Here is a 17018-nt window from a genome sequence, read left to right on the forward strand (position 1 = left end):
TCAGCAACCTTGCTGCGCCGATGGCTGTGAACCAATACCCTTCTCAAACGCCCTCTTAGGCAATTCCATGTCCTCGCATCGTGTGCATCTCGCGGACGGCCTCACCTGTTGAGGGGGACCGGGGCGGATTTTCGTGTTCCAAGTGCATCTGCGGCTTCCGCATTCGCACTAACGGATCTCGGCGGGCGTACGGACCGGGTGGCCTCGTCGGTTGAAGCGGTCGAGGTAGAGGTAGATGACGGGTGTGGTGTAGAGGGTGAGCAACTGGCTCACGATCAATCCTCCCACGATCGCGCAGCCCAAGGGCTGGCGCAGTTCGGATCCGGTGCCATGGCTGACCAGCAACGGAACGCCGGCGAGGAGGGCGGCCATTGTGGTCATCAGGATCGGGCGGAACCGCAACAGGCACGCCTCCCGGATCGCCTCCAAGGGCGCGGCACCGGCGCGCTCCCTCTCCAGCGCGAAGTCGACGATCATGATGCCGTTCTTCTTCACGATGCCGATCAGCAGCACCACGCCGATCAGCGCGATGATCGAGAAGTCGAAGTGGAAGGCCGAGAGGCTGATGAGCGCGCCCAACCCCGCGGAGGGCAAGGTGGAGAGGATGCTGAGGGGGTGAATGTAGCTCTCATAGAGCACGCCGAGGATGATGTAGATGACCACCAGGGCGGCTCCCACCAGATAGGGCTCGCTCGCCAGCGAAGTCTGGAAGGCCTGTGCATTTCCCTGGAAGGAGGCGGTCAACGTGGCGGGCGTGCCGATCTCGGCTTCCGCCTTGTGGATCGTGGCTACGGCATCGCCGAGAGCCACGCCGGGAGAGAGATTGAAGGACAGGGTCACGGAGGGGAATTGCGACTGGTGATTGATCGACAGGAAGGTCGTCGGAACCGTTGACCAGTGCGCCACGTCGCTGAGCGGCACCGAGGATCCGGTGAGCGCCGACTTCAGATAGATGTGCTCCAGCGCATGGGGAGAGTCCTGTAGCTGCGGCAGCAGCTCCAGGATGACATGGTAGCTGTTGAGCTGGGTGAAATACTGGGTCACCTGCCGCTGCCCGAAGGCGTCGTACAGGGTGTTGTCGATGTCGGACAGGCTGACGCCCAGCCGCGCGGCCTTCTCGCGGTCCACGGTCAGGCTAAGGGTGGCGCCGGCCGCCTGCTGGTCGCTCGCCACGTCGGTGATCTCCGGGAGCGTCTTGAGCTTCGCAAGCAGCTTCGGCGCCCAGTTGTTCAGTTCGTCGATGCTTTCGTCCTGAAGCGTGTACTGGAACTGGGTGCGCGCCGCGCGGCCGCCCACATTGAGATCCTGAGCGACCTGAAGGAAGAGCGCGGCGCCCTCCACGCTTTGGAGGCGCTTTTCCAGTCGGGCCACGATCTCGAAAGCAGAGGCTTCCCGCTGATCGCGCGGTTTCAGCGTTATGAACATCCGACCGTCATTGACGGTCTGGCCGGCGCTGGCACCGACCGTCATGCCCACCGTCGCCACGTCGGGATCGGCGGCGACGATCTCCCCCAATTGCCGCTGATGCACGGCCATATCGGCAAAGGAGACATCCTGGGCTGCCTCAGAGATGCCGATGATGAGACCGGTGTCCTGCTGCGGGAAGAAGCCCTTGGGGATCGTGTAGAACAGCCAGCCCGTGGCGACGACAGCAGCCAGGAAGGTGGCCAGCGTCACTGCGCGATGCGCAAGGGCGATGTCCAGTGTCGAACGGTAGCCCGCAAGCAGGGCATCGAAGCAGCGCTCGGATAGCAGGTACAGCCGCCCGTGCGATTGCGCGCTCTTGGGTCTCAGCACCAGCGCACACAACATCGGCGTGAGGCTAAGTGAGACGAAAGCCGAGACGACGATGGTCACGGTAACGGTGACGGCGAACTCCTGAAAGAGCCGCCCTACCAGTCCGCCCATGAGCAGCAGGGGAATGAAGACGGCGACAAGAGACAGACTGATGGAGACGATGGTGAAGCCAATCTCCGCCGAGCCGTCGAGCGCAGCCTGGAGGGGCGATTTCCCCATCTCCAGATGACGCTCGATGTTCTCCAGCATCACGATGGCATCGTCCACGACGAAGCCGACAGCGATGCTGAGCGCCATCAGCGAGAGGTTATCGAGGCTGTAGTGCAGCACGTACATGGCGCCGAATGTGCCGATGAGCGCGAGGGGCACCGCGACGGAGGGAATGAGGGTGGCCCAGAAGCTGCGCAGGAAGACGAAGATGACGGCCACCACGAGGACCACGGTGATGACGAGCGTGCGCTCCACATCGTCCACAGACGCGCGGATCGTTTCCGTGCGGTCGCTCAGGATCGAGACGTTGAGACCTGCCGGCGCACTGGCCAGCAATGCCGGCAGCTGTGCCTTGATCCCATCTACGGTAGCGATGACATTGGCACCCGGCGACTTGAAGACCGGCAGGACAATGGCGGGCTTGCCGTTCGACCATGCCGCCAGCTGGTTGTTCTCCGGCGCCTCGATGGCGGTGCCGATATCCTTCACGCGCACGGGGGCACCGTTGCGATAGGCGAGGATGGCATCGAGCCACGGGCCCGCCTGGGTGATCTGGTCATTGTCCAGCAGGGTGAAGGTGCGACGCTTGCCCTGCACCGTACCCTTCGGGCCATTCACGGTCGTGGTGACGATGGCCTGCCGGATGTCCTCCAGGGAGAGCCCGAGGCTGGAGATCTTGGCCGGGTCTACCTGGATTCGGACGGAGGGCTTCTGCTGTCCGAACACCAGCACCTGGCCGACGCCTTCGATCTGGCTGATATGCTGCTCAAGGACGTTTTCCGCATAATCGTCCACGCGGATGATGGGGAGGGTGTCGGACGTCAGGGCGAGGACGAGAATGGGCGGGTCAGCGGGATTGACCTCCCGGTAGGTGGGCGGCGCCGGAAGGTCGGTGGGGAGTTGTCCGCCGGCGGCGTTGATCGCCGTCTGCACGAGTTGCGCGGCGGCGTTGATGTCCACGTCGAGATTGAACTGGAGCGTGATGGAGCTGTTGCCGAGCGTGCTGATGGAGGTCATCTGCGCGACGCCAGGGATCTCCCCGAACTGACGTTCCAGCGGCTGTGTCACCGACGATGCGATGATCTCGGGGCTGGCGCCGGGCAACTGGGCGGACACCTGAAGGGTGGGAAAGTCCACCTCCGGCAGCGGGGCGACGGGCAGTTGCACGAAAGCCGCCAGCCCCAGCGCCAGCAGCCCAGCCATCAGCAGCGAGGTGCCAATGGGGTGCCGAATGAACCAGGAGGAGATGGAGCGCCTGGCCTCAGAGGAGGGGTTCACTTCGCACCCTCATCCGTGGCGTCCGCGGAGACGGCGCTACCGGGGCGCACGCGATACTGCCCGGCGGTGATGACGGGCTGGCCCTCGGCGAGACCGCTCTTGATGACGGCGATGCCGTCGGCGATCTGCCCCACTGTAACCGGCACCTGCTGCGCACGATTGTCGGGCGTAACGGCATAGACGAACGTCCCGTCCGGCCCCCGCTGGAGGGCGCCGGCGGGCACGGTCAACGCCTTGTCCAGAGTACCGACGCGAATTCTCACATCGACGAACTGGCCTGGCCACAATGCATCATCCGCATTCGGGAAGACGGACTTCAGCTTCACCGTCCCGCTGTCCGTGTCGATCTGGTTGTCGATCAGGGCAACGGAGCCCGTTGCCAGAACCTGCCCATCCTCCCGCGACAGGGCCACAGCTTCCGTTGTGCCAGCGCTCAAGGCGTTGCGAACCGCTGCAATGCTGTCCTGCGGGAGGGCCGAAATGGCAGCGATGGGATGCAGCTGATTGATCACCACGAGACCGGTGGTGTCGGTCGCATGGACGATGTTTCCCTGATCAACGAGACGCAGCCCCGCGCGACCGGAGATGGGGGAGGTGATGCGGGTGTAGGACAACTGGACGCTGGCGCTCGTAATGGCTGCCTTGTCCTGAGCCACCTGCGCCGTGAGTTGTGCCACCTGCGCCTTCTCGTTGTCGATGGTCTGGGTGCTGACGAAATCGTCTTTGCCGAGTCGGCTGTCCCGATCGAGATTCAGCTGCGCATTTGAGAGCGTGGCGCTATCCTGTTGGAGCCGCGCGTTGGCCTGCTGGAGAGCGGCCTCGTATGCGCGGGGATCTATGATGGCCAGCAACTGGCCCTGCGAAACATCCTGCCCCTCGTCGAACAACACCTGCTGAAGTTCACCGTCAACGCGCGTGCGGACGGTGACGGTGTTGAAAGCTCTGACTGTGCCGAGAGCGGTAACGAAGACGGGGACATTCTGCGCGCCAGCGGTCGCGACCTGCACGGGCACGGGCGTCGGTCGGTTGGTTTCGGCTTCCACGGAGGATGCGCTTCCGGATAGCAAACCCGCCGTGGCAAGGCAGACCGCACCCGTCGCGCGGATGAGCGACCGGTTCAGCGAAGGCGTGCGCTGGCTGCTGGGCTTTGGGGGCATGTTCCACCGGGAGGTTGCATCTGAAGTGAAGTCGCGGGTCGGAAGAACTCAGCTTTGCCCAAAGCAACATCCCCGTCGGAGCAGCCTGAGCTTTTCGCGACCGAAGCGGCCAATCCGTTACGTCTTTTTGCGCCTTGCGATGGGCGATTTGCGTGAGATGCCGTCGATGACGACCATAAGGAGCGGCCGGCGTTGCCGGCCGCCTTTCAATGCAGACTTGGCGTATGGACTACTCGACGTCAGGATCGAAGGATGGGCCCGAGTGCGGGTCGGCGGGGCCGACCAGATTGCCCACGCCGGTCTGATTGGAGCGCATGTGCATTCTTGCGGTGCCCATATGCTGACGGTGCATCGGGAAGAGCCAGCCCTGCGCCGAGACCTGATACTGTTCCTCGTTCAAGGGGGCGACATCCGGGCCGGCGAAAGCAGCGGTGGAAGCGGCACTGAGCAGGGCGGCAGTGGTGAGCGCGATAAGCGTGGACTTGATATTCATGTTCGTTACTCCCGTTCTTGATGGGGCAATCATATTTGCCCGCGAAGCTGGGAGAATTGTACGCTCGGAGGGTTTTCTCGCATCGTTCGGTATAATGTCTATACCGAGGTATGTATCTTAAGGTCAGTTTGCGTAATTGGACGTTCTTGCTTGTTTTGATATTTTTCTGGCCTGCGCAGAGCTTGCGTCGTCATGTTGACGTCGCTGGTCGATCATTGAATTCGTATTTTTCCGCGCGATAATCTCCCCCTGTTCTCCAAATGGTGGGAGTTGAAGAATGATTTCCGGTCTCAATCTGAGGGCGGTCCTGAGCCACTCTTTTACGGGTAAGGACGCAAACGCCGACGGTGCGGTGAGCTTTGAGGAGTTCATGACGCCGGTGTCTGGAACAGCCTGTGTGCCGGCGTTTCCGGACGAGGCTCCCAGCATGGAAGAGCTGTTCGCTGCATATGACAAGAGCAAGGACGGCCTTGTATCTCTCTTCGAGATGACAGGGACACTGGAGGTTAAGAAGGGCGAGGTGTGATTTTCGGCCTGGCCGCAGGGCTGCGTAAGCGTGCCCACTGATGTGCATGCACTCACTATAAGCCAGCCGGCTATGTAGAGAGTGTTCCCCGTGCGAACGAGAGCGCTTCCGGTCTCCGAAAGATCGGAAGCGCCTTCGACATCGGCCGCTTATGCGAGCATATCCCGAGCCATGCAGGGATGGCGGGCCGCCTCGGAGAGAGGCTTCTGGTTGCCAGCAAGGCAATTCGGTCCCTGCTCATAAGGGGGCTACTTCGGGGCGTTTCTCAATGCATGCAGGGCGCAGCAATCCATCGCGTTGAACGTTTGTCGGGTCTACTTCGCTTGAGTGCGATGCAGAAGATTGGTTTCGTGGAGAGTGAAACCATGAACGTGGACAATATACCCCTTGGATCTTCGTCTTCAGGGGCCATCTGAGTGTTCAGGTTGATGACACGGATCTGGTGTTTGTCACCGACGAATAAGCGAGACAGACAGATGGTGGACCATGACAAAACGCTGCCCACGGGGATCCTGGTGAGCGCTTACTACCGCGTCCATCCCGATGACAGGCAGACATTCGTGGATGCCGTGGTTCCCGAGATGACGGCTGCGCAGAAGATGCAGGGCTGCATCTACTACGCATTCGCTCAGGATCTGACGGATCCCAACACTTTCCATCTTCTGGAAGGTTGGGCGGATGAGGAGGCCTATGAACGGCACGAGAACGCCGCGACCTTCCTGTCTGCGTTGGCAACGGTGGTCAAGAATGTTCGCATTCTGGATCGCCAGGGTATTCGCTACGAGGTCGCGAAGCAGATCATCGATGACCCCCGGGGAAAGGTTTCCTGAGGGGCCGAAGGTGGTGGGCGCAGCATGGGGCGCCCACCACCAATCTGAACTATGACCCTCGATCGGATGTCTCCCGAGGGTCGTAAGGCAGTGGGGCGCGTTGGGGCGCTCCACTGCCGCTCCGATGGCTCTCGGAATAAGGGCTTCCGAGAGCCCCTAGGCGGTGGAGCGCTGCATGGTGCGCTCCACCGCCACGTCGGTCGCCGAAGTATCTGGCGGCGAAGTATGCGGTTGTTCAATCCGGGCGAAGAGGCCCACTGCCCAATCGCAGAACGCACGCACCCGCGCATTCTGCTTGCGGCTGGGGTGATATATGAGATGGAGAGGATGGGGCGCGGGGCGATACGGCCCCAGAATCTCTCTCAGCCGCCCGTCCTGAAGATAGGGGCGCGCCACGAACTCGAATGTCTGTCCAATCCCGAGGCCGGTCAGAAGCGCCGTCATGTGAGCTGTGCTCTCGTTGACACTGATCGACTGGGCCAGGCGCAACTCGTCCGGCGCGCCATCCCGCCGGAACCGAAGGGGAAAGGTGCTCGCGGTCGCCGCCGAGAAGTAGCCTATGCTACGCAGCGTCCGGAGGTCGGATAGGTCGTGTGGCGTGCCGTTGGCGTCCAGATAGCCGGGCGTGGCACAGGTTACATACGGGAGTTGTCCGAGGGTGCGGGCAATCAGCGCGGAGTCGGTCAGAGGGCCACCGCGGATCACACAGTCAATGCCCTCGCTGACAAGGTCCGCTGTGCGATCGCTGACCCCCAGCGAGAGTTCGATCTCCGGGTAGCGTGCCAGAAAGCCCGGCAGCTCGGGGATCAGGATCAGGTTGGCGAGCGAGGATCCGACATCCACGCGCAGGCGCCCCGTTGGCTTCAGCGTGCTGCCGCGAACCGCCGCATCCATCTCGTCGAGATCGGACAGCAATCTGACCGCATAGCGATAATAGGCGGCGCCTTCCGTGGTGATCGTCGCTGCCCGCGTGCTGCGAGAGATAAGCCGGGATCCCAGATGATCCTCAAGATCCTGCAAGAGCTTGCTGACCGTGGAGCGGGGGAGGTTCAGCGAGCCTGCGGCCTTCACCAGCGATCCAGCTTCGACGATACGGACGAAGGTCCGCAGGGCAAGAACCTGGTCCACATGCCACTCCTTGATGCTGGCTTTCGAAATGGGCAAGAGCCGGCCCGGCGGATGTCTCCCCCGAGCCGGTTCGGGCTTTCGATCAACGGGGTTAAGGCGCGCCCGGAGAACCAGTCCGGCCCCCGAGTGTCGTCAGCCCACGCTCATTGCGCCGGAAAGACAAGCTCGAGCTGGGACCCCCACGGCGTCAGGAAATAGAACCACAGGGAACCGGCCGGGCCAGGAAGCGGGTCATTCAGGATGCTGAGGCCCCGCGCCTTCAACGCAGCTATGGCCTTCTCGGGGTCCGCTGCCTTGAATGCGACGTGGTTGGCTCCGGGATCGTCTCCATGGGGATGATCCTCCGCTGCATCAGGAGCGGAATATTCAAACAGCTCGATCTTCGAGCCATCCCTCACTTCCAGCATCACGATGCGGCGGATCTCGGCGCTTGGGTGCCATCGAAAACGACGCTTCCACTCTCCATCCACGGCGCCGGGGCGCATGTCGGAGATCACGCGCGTTCCAAAGAGCTCCTCGAAGAAGGCTGCTGCCTCATCGGCGTCGGGCACGTTAATGCCGGCATGGTCGATGCCGGTCGTCTCGATCAGGGGATGGGCCATTGCGGATGCGGCCTTCAAAGTCGGGAGGGGAAGGGGATGCTGGCGACGGCGTCAGGTGCGGTGTCGGCCAGGACTGGTGAGGTTACGCTGCGCGTGCGAGGGCTACGTGTTCCGGGGATCCAGGAAGACATAGAGCTTGCGGATGCGGCCGTTCTCGATGAACGCGAGATCCGTGCCCGTCACGGCAGGCTTGGCGGGGTCAGAGCCGGCGGTCCAGCGAAGAAGTGCGGCCTCGTGATTGACGACCGGCGCGCTGGCGGGGCGAAACAGGGTTCCAGCCGGGAGGCGTGCGAGAAGCGCGCCGACATTGTCCGAGATCGCCTTCTGGCCGGAGAAGACCTCGTCCGCCTCGAACATCACCGCGTCGTCCGCCCACAGTTCGGACAGTGCTTTCAGGCGCCGTGCTTCATCGCGCTCATTTAATACCCGCTCGATATTGGCGCGAAGAAGAAATGCCGCGTGTTCGGTGTCGGTAGCGTTCATGATGGTCTTTACCTCGTGAATGGCGTCCACGGACACGCCACTGGACATGGGGCGCTGTCCTTGTTCTGACGGGACGGACGTTACCTGCAATCAGCGTGCATCGGCCCCATACCTAGGTTTAGTTTGGCAACCATTATGTCGGGCGATGAGCAGGTCGCGTGGGGGAGAATCCGCCTAGGTGGGGCCCGTGTTTACGTCGAAGTGCGAGTTGCCGTCTTGGTCCAAAAGGCGCGGGGTCAGTTGTCGGCACATGTCGGCGATATGCTCCCAGGCGCGCGCGGTCTCGGCGATGATCGTATCGATCGAGGAAGCCAGTTCGTCGGTCCCTTCGCCATGGCAGCTTTGCCTGATCGCCTCGGCGTGGAGCATGATCGATGTAAAGGCACTGATCACTTCGACGGCGGGAAAGCCGAGCGCGGATGGGCCTGGCTTGTTCAGAGTTTGAGTCTTCGCGCGCAGAAGCACCGGGCTTGGTGCATCCGTGAGCCTACTCTCGGGTTCCTCGCAGGTCGCTGGTTCCCTGGCTTTGTGCTTGGCAGTCATCTGACGTTCCTGAATCGGATCGAGCGCTTATCGTGAGGCGGTCCAACCTGTCAGTATTGGAAGGATTGCCCGACGTACGTTGACAGTTCCGACCGATGTATGGGGCTTCAAGGAAACACGTGTCTTCTGAGGAACGCGCCTTGGCGTGGCTGCCAGCTCTCATTCGTGGAGCTGTTTCTCATCCGCACGGCTCCGACCGTATCCACACCTGCACCCACCTGCGATGCATATTCGTGCGGAGGCTGCACGTTCTTGCCCCGAAGTTCATCGGCCCTCTCGATCTCGTATTTACGCAGGAACTCAACCCGTTAGCTTCCGATTCAGCAACGCTCGGGGCAGGCGCATAACGAGGGGGAGGGCCATGAGCACGAAGGCAGGGCAGGAGCTTCATGAAAACGTGCTGCGGATCGACAGCCGCTCCCAGACCTGGAATGGCATCACGGTCGCCGACGTCCACGAATACACCAAGGGGGAGGTGCAGCACTCATTGCTCAATGATGAAGAAACCGGAATCGCAATGGCACTGGAAGAAGTCGGCGGCGTTACTGAGCCCCGGCTAAAGCCAGGCCAGGCGTGCCAGCTCGACCACAAGCCCAACCATATGACCCTTGTCCCGAGGGGGATGCAGCTATGGGGGCACGCGACGAGGGGACTTCACTACAGCCGATATGCTTTGATCCGGTTCGATCTCGGCACGTTGGAGGCGCGCTTCGAGGAGGAGTTCAGGCCGAATGCGTTTGCGCGACCGCGCATGAGATTCACGGACACGCGAATTCATTCTCTTGTGCGTATGCTCATCGATATCCCGCAGGGCGAACCCTCATCCACATTGCTGGGTGACTGCCTGACCTCCGCAATGTTTGCTATTCTGTCGTCGGAGACGGGAGAGGTCCCGGAAGCGACGAAACTCTCGCAGCACAATCTCGAACGCGTCATCGACTTCATGCAAAGTGAGCTGCCACGCCAGATTGAACTGCGCGAACTGGCCGCGCTCGTCGGCATGTCGCAATGGCACTTCGCGCGCGCCTTCAAGGCCGCCACGAACAAGTCCCCTTACCAGTGGCAGCTCGAGAAGAGGACCGACCTCGTCCGGCAACTCCTGCTTCAGAGTGATGCTCCTCTGGATGTGATCGCAACGTTGGCAGGCTTCTGCGATCCGATGCATTTGATCCGGGTGTTCAAAAAGCGGACGGGTGAAACGCCGGGCGCCTGGAGACGGGCGCGCCGATAGGTCCGTCGGCTAGATCGAAACGACGCCCGGCTGTTCCATGATCTGAGGCAAGGGGAGAGGCGACGGCTACGTGATCTTGTTTTGACGCCGCCAGGCTCCCGGCGTCTGGCCGGCTTTCCGCTTGAACGTGCGGATCAGGTGCATGGAGTCATTGAAGCCCGTGGCCTCTGCGACGGCTTCCAGGGGCGCATCGGACTGGACGAGCAGTCGGCGCACCATATTGACCCGCTCTTCCAACTGCCACTGGTAAGGCGACATGCCCGTTGAAGCCTTGAAGGCGCGGCAGAAGTGCCATTGGGACTGCCCCACCAGAGCGGCGAGCTCGCGCAGTTCGATTTGTCGTGGAAGCTGCTCACGCATGTACTCGATCACCCGCCGCACCTGCCATGGGGCGAGCTTCTTGCCTTCCCGGACCTCGGTGTGGCCAGCGGACAGAAGGGCGAAAACGCCCGCTGTCAGGCTGTCTCCCAGCAGTTTCGAAGAGCTGTCATCCATCGGAATGTCGATGAGCATGCGCACGAGGGTGAGAATGCGGGGGTCCATGAACCGCAAACGCGGCTCATCGAAGGGCTGGGACACGAACTCGTCTTCCAGCCGTTCCTGCAAAAGCGGAAGGTCGAACAGGAGGATGCCGTAGCGACAATAGCGCAGATCCTCGGCAAAACCCCACAGATGCATGCCTCTGGGAATGATGGCCATGTGATTGGCGCGATGCTCGTGGGGGCAGGCCTGGCTTTCTCTGAGCCGAGGTTCCGTCAGCCCGCCGACCTCCTCCAGATTGACGGTCAGCCGCGTCTCGGTTTCGTAGAGCATCGAGTGCAGGACGCGACCGTTCGCATATTCGTGAACGTCCTCCACCGTAACGCCATTCCACGACTGTGTACGGCGTTCGATCTTCAGCACATTGTCGGGCAAGTCATCTTCAAAAATTATGCTCATTTCGATTGTTGCCTGCACACGAACCCGCGTTGCGACCCCCAATACCACGTTGGGTCCGAGAGACATGCTAGCCGAAGCGGGGCTTAGGGCAACGGTACGGCGCGATTATGAACGGTGAATCCAGCAAGAACGTCCAATCGGCGCAAAAAATGCACCCTGCGATGGCCGGGTTGCTCGAAAAGGGGGAAGATGACGAAAGGTTAGTTCTTTCTTCCCTCGGGACCAGGCCGACGTGCGATTGCGCTAAACGGCACCTCACGGACCGATCAGCTTGCTGGATCCAGAATGCCGAGCGCGGCTGCGACCGTGAGAACGGTTATGCCGATGCCTATCTCCGCGATCGTTCCATGGCGCAGGAGCCTCACAGCACGCTCGGGGCTTGAGCGAAGGCGAGGGACGCAGACGTATCGGTTGACGATGGCGATCGCGATCATCAATGCGACGAGGGAGACCTTGATGGCCAGAAGCCGCACATAAAGGGAGCCGAGCTCGATGGGGCGCCCTGCGATGATCAGGACGGAATTGATGAGACCCGTGGCGACCACGAGCGCGACCGCCAGATGGCCGATGAGGGAGAAGCGGCGCAGGGCGGTGACAGCTTCTCGACGCAGTGTTGGATGCTCCAGGTGCCGTAGCGCAAGGAGAACCATCGGCAATGCGCCTATCCAGAAGGCGCCGGACAGGAGATGCAGACTGTGATTGGCGACATGGACAGCATGGCGCGCCCCGGCCTCCATGGCGGCATGGCCGGTCCAGGCGAGGCTGAGCAAAAGCAGCGCCGCAAGAAGGAGCCGTGCCCCAAGCATGTACGGAAAGCCGAGCGCCAAGGCGAGGGCGCCAAGTGCCAGTAACACACGCAGCAGAAGCGCGTGGCCTGCCGATGTATCGAACGCAAGCGCGGCGAGTGTGGCCGGATCAAGGGCCTGCCCCCAGCTGTCGCCGATGACCGCGGCCTGGAGCGGCAGGAAAGCAAGGCTGGCCGCTGCCACCAGGAGAGCCGCTGTCCGCGTCCCCTCGTGGATTTCCCGTTCGAGCCTGCCATCGAGGGGCGGGGGCGTGAGGAACTGCACGAAGCAACCGGCACCGAACAGGAAAACAACCCCCAGATAGAAACACAATCGGCAGCCAGCCAATGCGAAGTCCATGGCTGTCACGGTCCGACCGTGAATTTATAGGTGCCATGGGTCGGATGACCATCCTTGGCGAGGACGTGCCAATCCACCTGATAGGTGCCCGGTTGAAGCGGCTGGCTCGGCCGGACCCTGACCTGCGTGTCGTCACCTTCGACGAGGCTCGGTTCGCTGGTCGGAGCGGCATGCCCATCCGGCCCCGTCACCTTCACACCGCTGAGGCCGATCTCAACGCCTTCCGAGAATTTGAGGGTGATGTCCGTCGGAGCTGCCACAACGGATGTGGCCGACGGCACGGTTGATGAGAGATGTGCGTGCGCAAATGCGGAAGATGCGGACGCTGCCAGGATCAACAAGGCATAGGACAAGGCTTTGGGCATTGTGCACCGATCGATTGGGATGCCGTGACTGGACCCCCAAGAGGCAGGAAGGGGCGGAGGCCTTCCTCGGCTGGAGGTTGAAGGAATGTGCGTCTGCTCAGGAGAGCAGGGCCAGCACGATGAAGAACGCGGTGTGCGCCCCTGCAAAGGCCAGGATGCCGGCAAGGCTTAGCGTGTCGATCCCCGCGAAGCCCTCGCCCAATGCGGGGAGGACGATGGCCGCATTGATCAGCCAGATGAGCAAGGCGTAGGTCAGTCCCTTTGCGAGAGGCGGGCCGGGGAGGGTGGGCCTGATCCAGAGATAGATCACGGCCATCGCGAGCCCGACCCCGATCTTGAACCCATTGACGAAAACGGGCCCGCCCGGATCCGGCAGATGGAGGGCAGCCCACGTCCGGTCAATCCCGAGAGCGCGCAGCGGGGGCGCCGCCCAGAGCTTTGCAAGGCGCTGGAAGCCGCCACGCGCGGTCACGATGCCCATCCGGTCCGCAAGGCCGAGCAGCAGGAAATTGACACCGAGGCCCGCAGCGCCAGCAAGCAGTGTCCTGAGATAGTCGCGGCCCATGGCTCAGGCTCCCCGCACCTGGGAGCGGATCTGGCGGCGTGCTTCATTCGCCAGAGGCCGAAGGATGTCGGCCGACGAGGCTCCCACGAGGCTGTATCCGAGCCCGTTATCGGCCCAGCTGAAACCGTTCACGTCGCCTTGTTCGTGTGGAGACATGGGCGCATTGCCCTCGGCCTTCATGGGACGGGCGAGCATGACGAGCCGCGTCCCCTTGTCGTCGTCATACATGAACAGTGCCGCGGGGCCGTGCTCGGTGGGCACCACGCGCCCGCCCATCAGGCGATAGCCGGCCGATTTCAGGTCCGGAATGGTCACGGCACGGCCAAGCCTCTGCGATGTCCAGTCGTCCAGTGCGCTGGCGTCGTCGGCGCGGACTTCCACCGGCCGGATATGATCCGGTGCATAGACGGCGTAGCTTGCCGTCGCCTCGCGCGAGAGGGCCTGGATGCCTTCGGTCGGCATCAGGTCCATGCCGCGCATGGACCAGCCTCCGGCGGCCCCAATGGCCAGCAGGACGACAGCCGCCGCAGCCATGCTCCAGCGGGCCGACGTCCGGGGGCGGTGCCGCGCCTCGATCAGACGGCGGAGGTCCAGTTCCGATGGGACGGGCTCCTCGATCACTGGCGCGAACGCGGCGCGCAGTTCTTCCCGCTGCGCGCGATAGGTCGCAACGCGCTGCGCCACCTCCGCATGCGCCTCCAGATAAGCGGCCACCTCCGCGGTGCGGGCGGGATCGAGGGTCTGGTCGACGAAGCCGTTCAGATCGTCTTCGGTAATGGGGCGAGACGTCATTTCACGCTCCGCAGGTAGGGCGAGGACTGGATGGAAGGCGGGTCGGCGGACATCAGTCTTGCGAGCCTCTCCCGCGCCCGGGAAAGGCGGGACATCACCGTCCCGATGGGCACATCGAGAACACGGGCGGCAGCCGCATAGGAGAGGTCCTCGACGGATACCAGCAGCAGCACGGTGCGTTGCTCTTCGGGAAGTTTGGCGAGCGCGGCAAGCAGGTCTCGGTGGCGCAAGCCGTCCTCCTGCGCTGCCGGACTCGTGAGGCTGCCGGGATCGACATCGTCGAGTGCGAGATGCATGGGCCTTCGCGTCGAGCGGCGCAGCCGCGTCATCGCCAGATTGTGGAGGATGGTGAAGATCCATGCCCGAGCGTCTTCGCCATTCTGTCTCTGGTGCCAGTGACCGATGGCCCGTTCGAGGCAATCCTGCACCAGATCGTCGGCGGACGAGCGGTCCTGCATCAGCGCCCGGGCGTAGCGCCGGAGCGAAGGAATGAGCGGCTCGATGGCGCTCACCATTTCCTTGGTCATGGCATCTCCTCGGGAGGGGCGGTGGGGCAAGAAGGACACTGCTCGCCCCACCGCTTCGCATCCGCTCCCGATCTCTCAGGAGGTCAGTTCAGGACCTGATGCTGCACGACCGGCCCCGGCTGCGCGGCCGAGCCCTCGGCGATCACCAGATAGCGCCGTTCCGCCTTCGCATTGTTCTGCACGATCTGGCGGATCGGCCCGGCGGCGTTGACGATGGCGGATCCTGCCGGGTTCGTCATGAATGCCGACAGCGGCTCGAGCGCGCCCTTGCCATCCGGCTGGCTGGACAGGGCCAGAACATACCCCTTCTTGGGCTCAAGGCCCGTGACGGAGGCCTGGAGGATCTGGATCAGGCCCTGGTCGAACAGCGAGATGCTGGTCGGGGCCTTGTCCGCACCCGTGCGGCCATCCTTGGACAGGGTCAGATGCACGGTTTCGCCGGCAATGCCGAGCGGCTGGAGGTTCTGCTTGCCGTCGCCTTCCGGGACCGCACCGGGCACGTAGTTCACGGCCTGCGGCGCCTGACCGATCGGCACGGTGGCGACCACCTTGTTGCTGGCGGTGTCGATGGCGGCGAGGGCATCGGCATTCTCAAGGCCCACATAGACGCGGGTGCCATCGCCCGACGGCCAGACACCATGCGGCAGGTTGCCGGTGGGGATGGTCGCGACGGGCGAGAAATCATCCGTGCGGAACACCTTGACCTGATTGAGGCCACCGACGGTGATGTAGGCGAGCGTGCCCTTGGCCGTGTTGGCGAAATTGACGTGGTTGGTGATCGGGCCGGTCTCGATGGTTTTGATGAGATCGAAAGGCGGCTGGGCGTTGAAGACCTGCGTCTTGCCGATATCCTTGAGCGTGAACCACACCTGCTTTCCATCCGGCGTCGCCGCGATGTTCGGGCAGAAGGGGCTTTCCTGCTTCACATGACCGACGATCTGATGGTCGGCGACGGTGATCACCACGGTCTCGGGCGTGAAGGAGGAGCAGACGTAGCCGTATTTCCCATCCGGCGAGAAGATCTGCATGCCCGGCCCGTTCGGAACCTTGATCCGCGTCTTCTCCTCGTAGGTGCTGCCATCCAGCACGGCCACATAATCCTCGCCGCGCACGGTCACCCAGACTTCCTTGCCATCCGGCGTGAAGAAGGCCTCATGGGGGGAGCGGCCGACATAGGTGGTGTGCTTCACCGCATTGGTCGCCGTGTCGATGAAGGTGACGGAATTCGAGCCGATCGAGACCACGGCAATGGTCTTGCGATCGGGCGAGAAGCCCATGCCGTGCACGAGCACCTGTCCGCGGTAGAGCGGGCTGAAGTTTCCGGGCTGCGGATCGCCGAGGCGGATGACGCCGAGCAGTTTGTTGGTCGCAGGATCAGTGACGGAGACCGTGTTGGAGAACTGCTCCGCGGCATAGACGCGATCATGGCTGCTGAGCGGGATTTCCGGTGCCGAGGCGGCGAAGGGCGCTTCGCCCGCAAAGGCAGGCGCCGTGAGGGCGAGGAACGTGCCGGCGAGCAGGCCGGTGATAACGCGCTTATTCATCAGGTGGATACTCCGTAGTCTATCGCGAAGCGGGGGCAGGGGAAGCAGGGGCGGCAGCATGATCTGCCGGGTGGTGGTGGGCGGCAGTGCTATCGGCTGTCGGCGCCGGCATGGGCTGGGTCGGGGATGGAGTGGAGGGTGGTAGAGGCTGCCCCAGCGCGAGGCGCATGGCCGCGATCTCCTGCTGCTGCTCGACCACGATTTCCTGAGCCACCCGCCGCAACTGCGGGTTTTTGCCGTAGCGCAGATAGGCGACGGCCATGTCGATGGCACCTTGATGATGCGGGACCATCATGGCGGTGAAATCGGCATCGATGTCACCCGTGGGCTTGACGTCCATGTCCGCCATCATCTTGTCCATGGCGGCCGTGTTCTCGGCGAGATACGGGGTTTCGGCGTTCACCGCCTCCGTGGCTTGCGTCGCACTGCCGTGACTTGCCGCGTGGGACGTATCGTGTGCCTGAACCGACGTTGCGCCGACGCATGCTGCAAGCACAGCGCCGAAGCATGCGAATTGTCGATGTCGCATGACATTCTCCGTGGGGCGCTTTGAGCGCCATCGAGAGGTTTGACTCGGGGGGAGCGGATTTATTCCCGCGATGCTCGGATTTTTTCGTCGCTTGGATGGCCAGTGCCCAACGGTGTTCAACCGTTGCAACACCAGCTTCTTCGGAACGAGGCCGGAAGGCTGGGGCAAAAAGACTGCATACGCCGAGCCTCGAAGGTTCGCTCAGCGGCGACCTTGGCATCCGGGCAGGGGACGGTATTTCGCGCTCGCCCGGCCGGTATCGGGGCGATTACGCCGTGAGGGCGGCAGACGCGATAGCGTTCGACGGAGTGCCGTCTCCTGATCCTGCACCAGC

The 17018-nt window shown here is 62.8% G+C and carries 18 protein-coding genes; 3 read left to right on the top strand and 15 right to left on the bottom strand.

What is annotated here, in order from left to right:
- Positions 1 to 168: 168 nt before the first annotated feature.
- The 3 genes from IEW24_RS16675 to IEW24_RS16685 form a co-directional block, all read right to left on the bottom strand.
- A complete protein-coding gene (locus IEW24_RS16675; protein WP_188580692.1) occupies positions 169 to 3285 on the bottom strand; it encodes an efflux RND transporter permease subunit in 3117 nt (1038 codons plus the stop codon).
- Entirely contained in the window at positions 3282 to 4328 is a 1047-nt protein-coding gene (locus IEW24_RS16680; protein ID WP_244644483.1) for an efflux RND transporter periplasmic adaptor subunit, read from the bottom strand. Before IEW24_RS16680 ends, IEW24_RS16675 begins: the two co-directional genes overlap by 4 nt.
- Before the next feature lie 343 nt (positions 4329 to 4671).
- A complete protein-coding gene (locus IEW24_RS16685) occupies positions 4672 to 4935 on the bottom strand; it encodes a hypothetical protein (RefSeq protein ID WP_188580696.1) in 264 nt (87 codons plus the stop codon).
- Positions 4936 to 5212: 277 nt separating this feature from the next.
- Here IEW24_RS16685 and IEW24_RS16690 point away from each other — a divergent pair, with 277 nt between their 5' ends.
- Positions 5213 to 5461 (top strand): EF-hand domain-containing protein, encoded by a 249-nt coding sequence (locus IEW24_RS16690; protein ID WP_188580699.1) that lies wholly within the window; start codon positions 5213 to 5215, stop codon positions 5459 to 5461.
- Between the two features lie 476 nt (positions 5462 to 5937).
- Complete coding sequence (locus tag IEW24_RS16695) at positions 5938 to 6291, top strand: putative quinol monooxygenase (RefSeq protein WP_188580701.1); 354 nt, start codon at positions 5938 to 5940, stop codon at positions 6289 to 6291.
- 156 nt (positions 6292 to 6447) lie between these two features.
- On the opposite strand, the gene IEW24_RS16700 is transcribed toward IEW24_RS16695, so the two are convergent.
- From IEW24_RS16700 to IEW24_RS16715, 4 genes are all read right to left on the bottom strand, one after another.
- Positions 6448 to 7419, bottom strand: a complete 972-nt coding sequence (locus IEW24_RS16700) for a LysR family transcriptional regulator (protein WP_188580703.1) — start codon at positions 7417 to 7419, stop codon at positions 6448 to 6450.
- A gap of 143 nt (positions 7420 to 7562) precedes the next feature.
- Positions 7563 to 8021 (bottom strand): VOC family protein, encoded by a 459-nt coding sequence (locus tag IEW24_RS16705; protein WP_188580705.1) that lies wholly within the window; start codon positions 8019 to 8021, stop codon positions 7563 to 7565.
- Between the two features lie 102 nt (positions 8022 to 8123).
- Entirely contained in the window at positions 8124 to 8552 is a 429-nt protein-coding gene (locus tag IEW24_RS16710) for a nuclear transport factor 2 family protein (RefSeq protein ID WP_188580707.1), read from the bottom strand.
- Positions 8553 to 8678: 126 nt separating this feature from the next.
- A complete protein-coding gene (locus IEW24_RS16715; RefSeq protein ID WP_188580710.1) occupies positions 8679 to 9047 on the bottom strand; it encodes a hypothetical protein in 369 nt (122 codons plus the stop codon).
- A 361-nt stretch (positions 9048 to 9408) separates the two neighbouring features.
- On the opposite strand from IEW24_RS16715, the gene IEW24_RS16720 reads away from it, so the two are divergent.
- Complete coding sequence (locus tag IEW24_RS16720; protein ID WP_188580712.1) at positions 9409 to 10278, top strand: helix-turn-helix domain-containing protein; 870 nt, start codon at positions 9409 to 9411, stop codon at positions 10276 to 10278.
- Between the two features lie 66 nt (positions 10279 to 10344).
- On the opposite strand, the gene IEW24_RS16725 is transcribed toward IEW24_RS16720, so the two are convergent.
- The 8 genes from IEW24_RS16725 to IEW24_RS16760 form a co-directional block, all read right to left on the bottom strand.
- On the bottom strand, positions 10345 to 11193 hold the full coding sequence (locus IEW24_RS16725; RefSeq protein WP_308468954.1) for an AraC family transcriptional regulator: 849 nt from the start codon (positions 11191 to 11193) through the stop codon (positions 10345 to 10347).
- A 290-nt stretch (positions 11194 to 11483) separates the two neighbouring features.
- Positions 11484 to 12362 (bottom strand): copper homeostasis membrane protein CopD, encoded by an 879-nt coding sequence (gene copD, locus IEW24_RS16730; RefSeq protein ID WP_188580715.1) that lies wholly within the window; start codon positions 12360 to 12362, stop codon positions 11484 to 11486.
- A 5-nt stretch (positions 12363 to 12367) separates the two neighbouring features.
- The gene (gene copC, locus IEW24_RS16735; protein ID WP_188580717.1) at positions 12368 to 12727 is read right to left on the bottom strand and encodes a copper homeostasis periplasmic binding protein CopC; all 360 of its coding nucleotides are present in this window, start codon (positions 12725 to 12727) and stop codon (positions 12368 to 12370) included.
- 97 nt (positions 12728 to 12824) lie between these two features.
- Positions 12825 to 13292, bottom strand: a complete 468-nt coding sequence (locus IEW24_RS16740) for a hypothetical protein (protein WP_188580719.1) — start codon at positions 13290 to 13292, stop codon at positions 12825 to 12827.
- 3 nt (positions 13293 to 13295) lie between these two features.
- Positions 13296 to 14084 (bottom strand): anti-sigma factor family protein, encoded by a 789-nt coding sequence (locus IEW24_RS16745; RefSeq protein ID WP_188580721.1) that lies wholly within the window; start codon positions 14082 to 14084, stop codon positions 13296 to 13298.
- Positions 14081 to 14611, bottom strand: coding sequence for an RNA polymerase sigma factor (locus IEW24_RS16750; RefSeq protein ID WP_244644485.1), 531 nt, complete (start codon positions 14609 to 14611; stop codon positions 14081 to 14083). Before IEW24_RS16750 ends, IEW24_RS16745 begins: the two co-directional genes overlap by 4 nt.
- An 83-nt stretch (positions 14612 to 14694) precedes the next feature.
- The gene (locus IEW24_RS16755) at positions 14695 to 16155 is read right to left on the bottom strand and encodes a YncE family protein (RefSeq protein WP_188580723.1); all 1461 of its coding nucleotides are present in this window, start codon (positions 16153 to 16155) and stop codon (positions 14695 to 14697) included.
- 19 nt (positions 16156 to 16174) lie between these two features.
- Complete coding sequence (locus IEW24_RS16760; protein WP_188580724.1) at positions 16175 to 16684, bottom strand: DUF305 domain-containing protein; 510 nt, start codon at positions 16682 to 16684, stop codon at positions 16175 to 16177.
- Positions 16685 to 17018 lie beyond the last annotated feature (334 nt).

The organism is Azorhizobium oxalatiphilum (assembly GCF_014635325.1).
GTDB classification, from domain to species: Bacteria; Pseudomonadota; Alphaproteobacteria; order Rhizobiales; family Xanthobacteraceae; genus Azorhizobium; species Azorhizobium oxalatiphilum.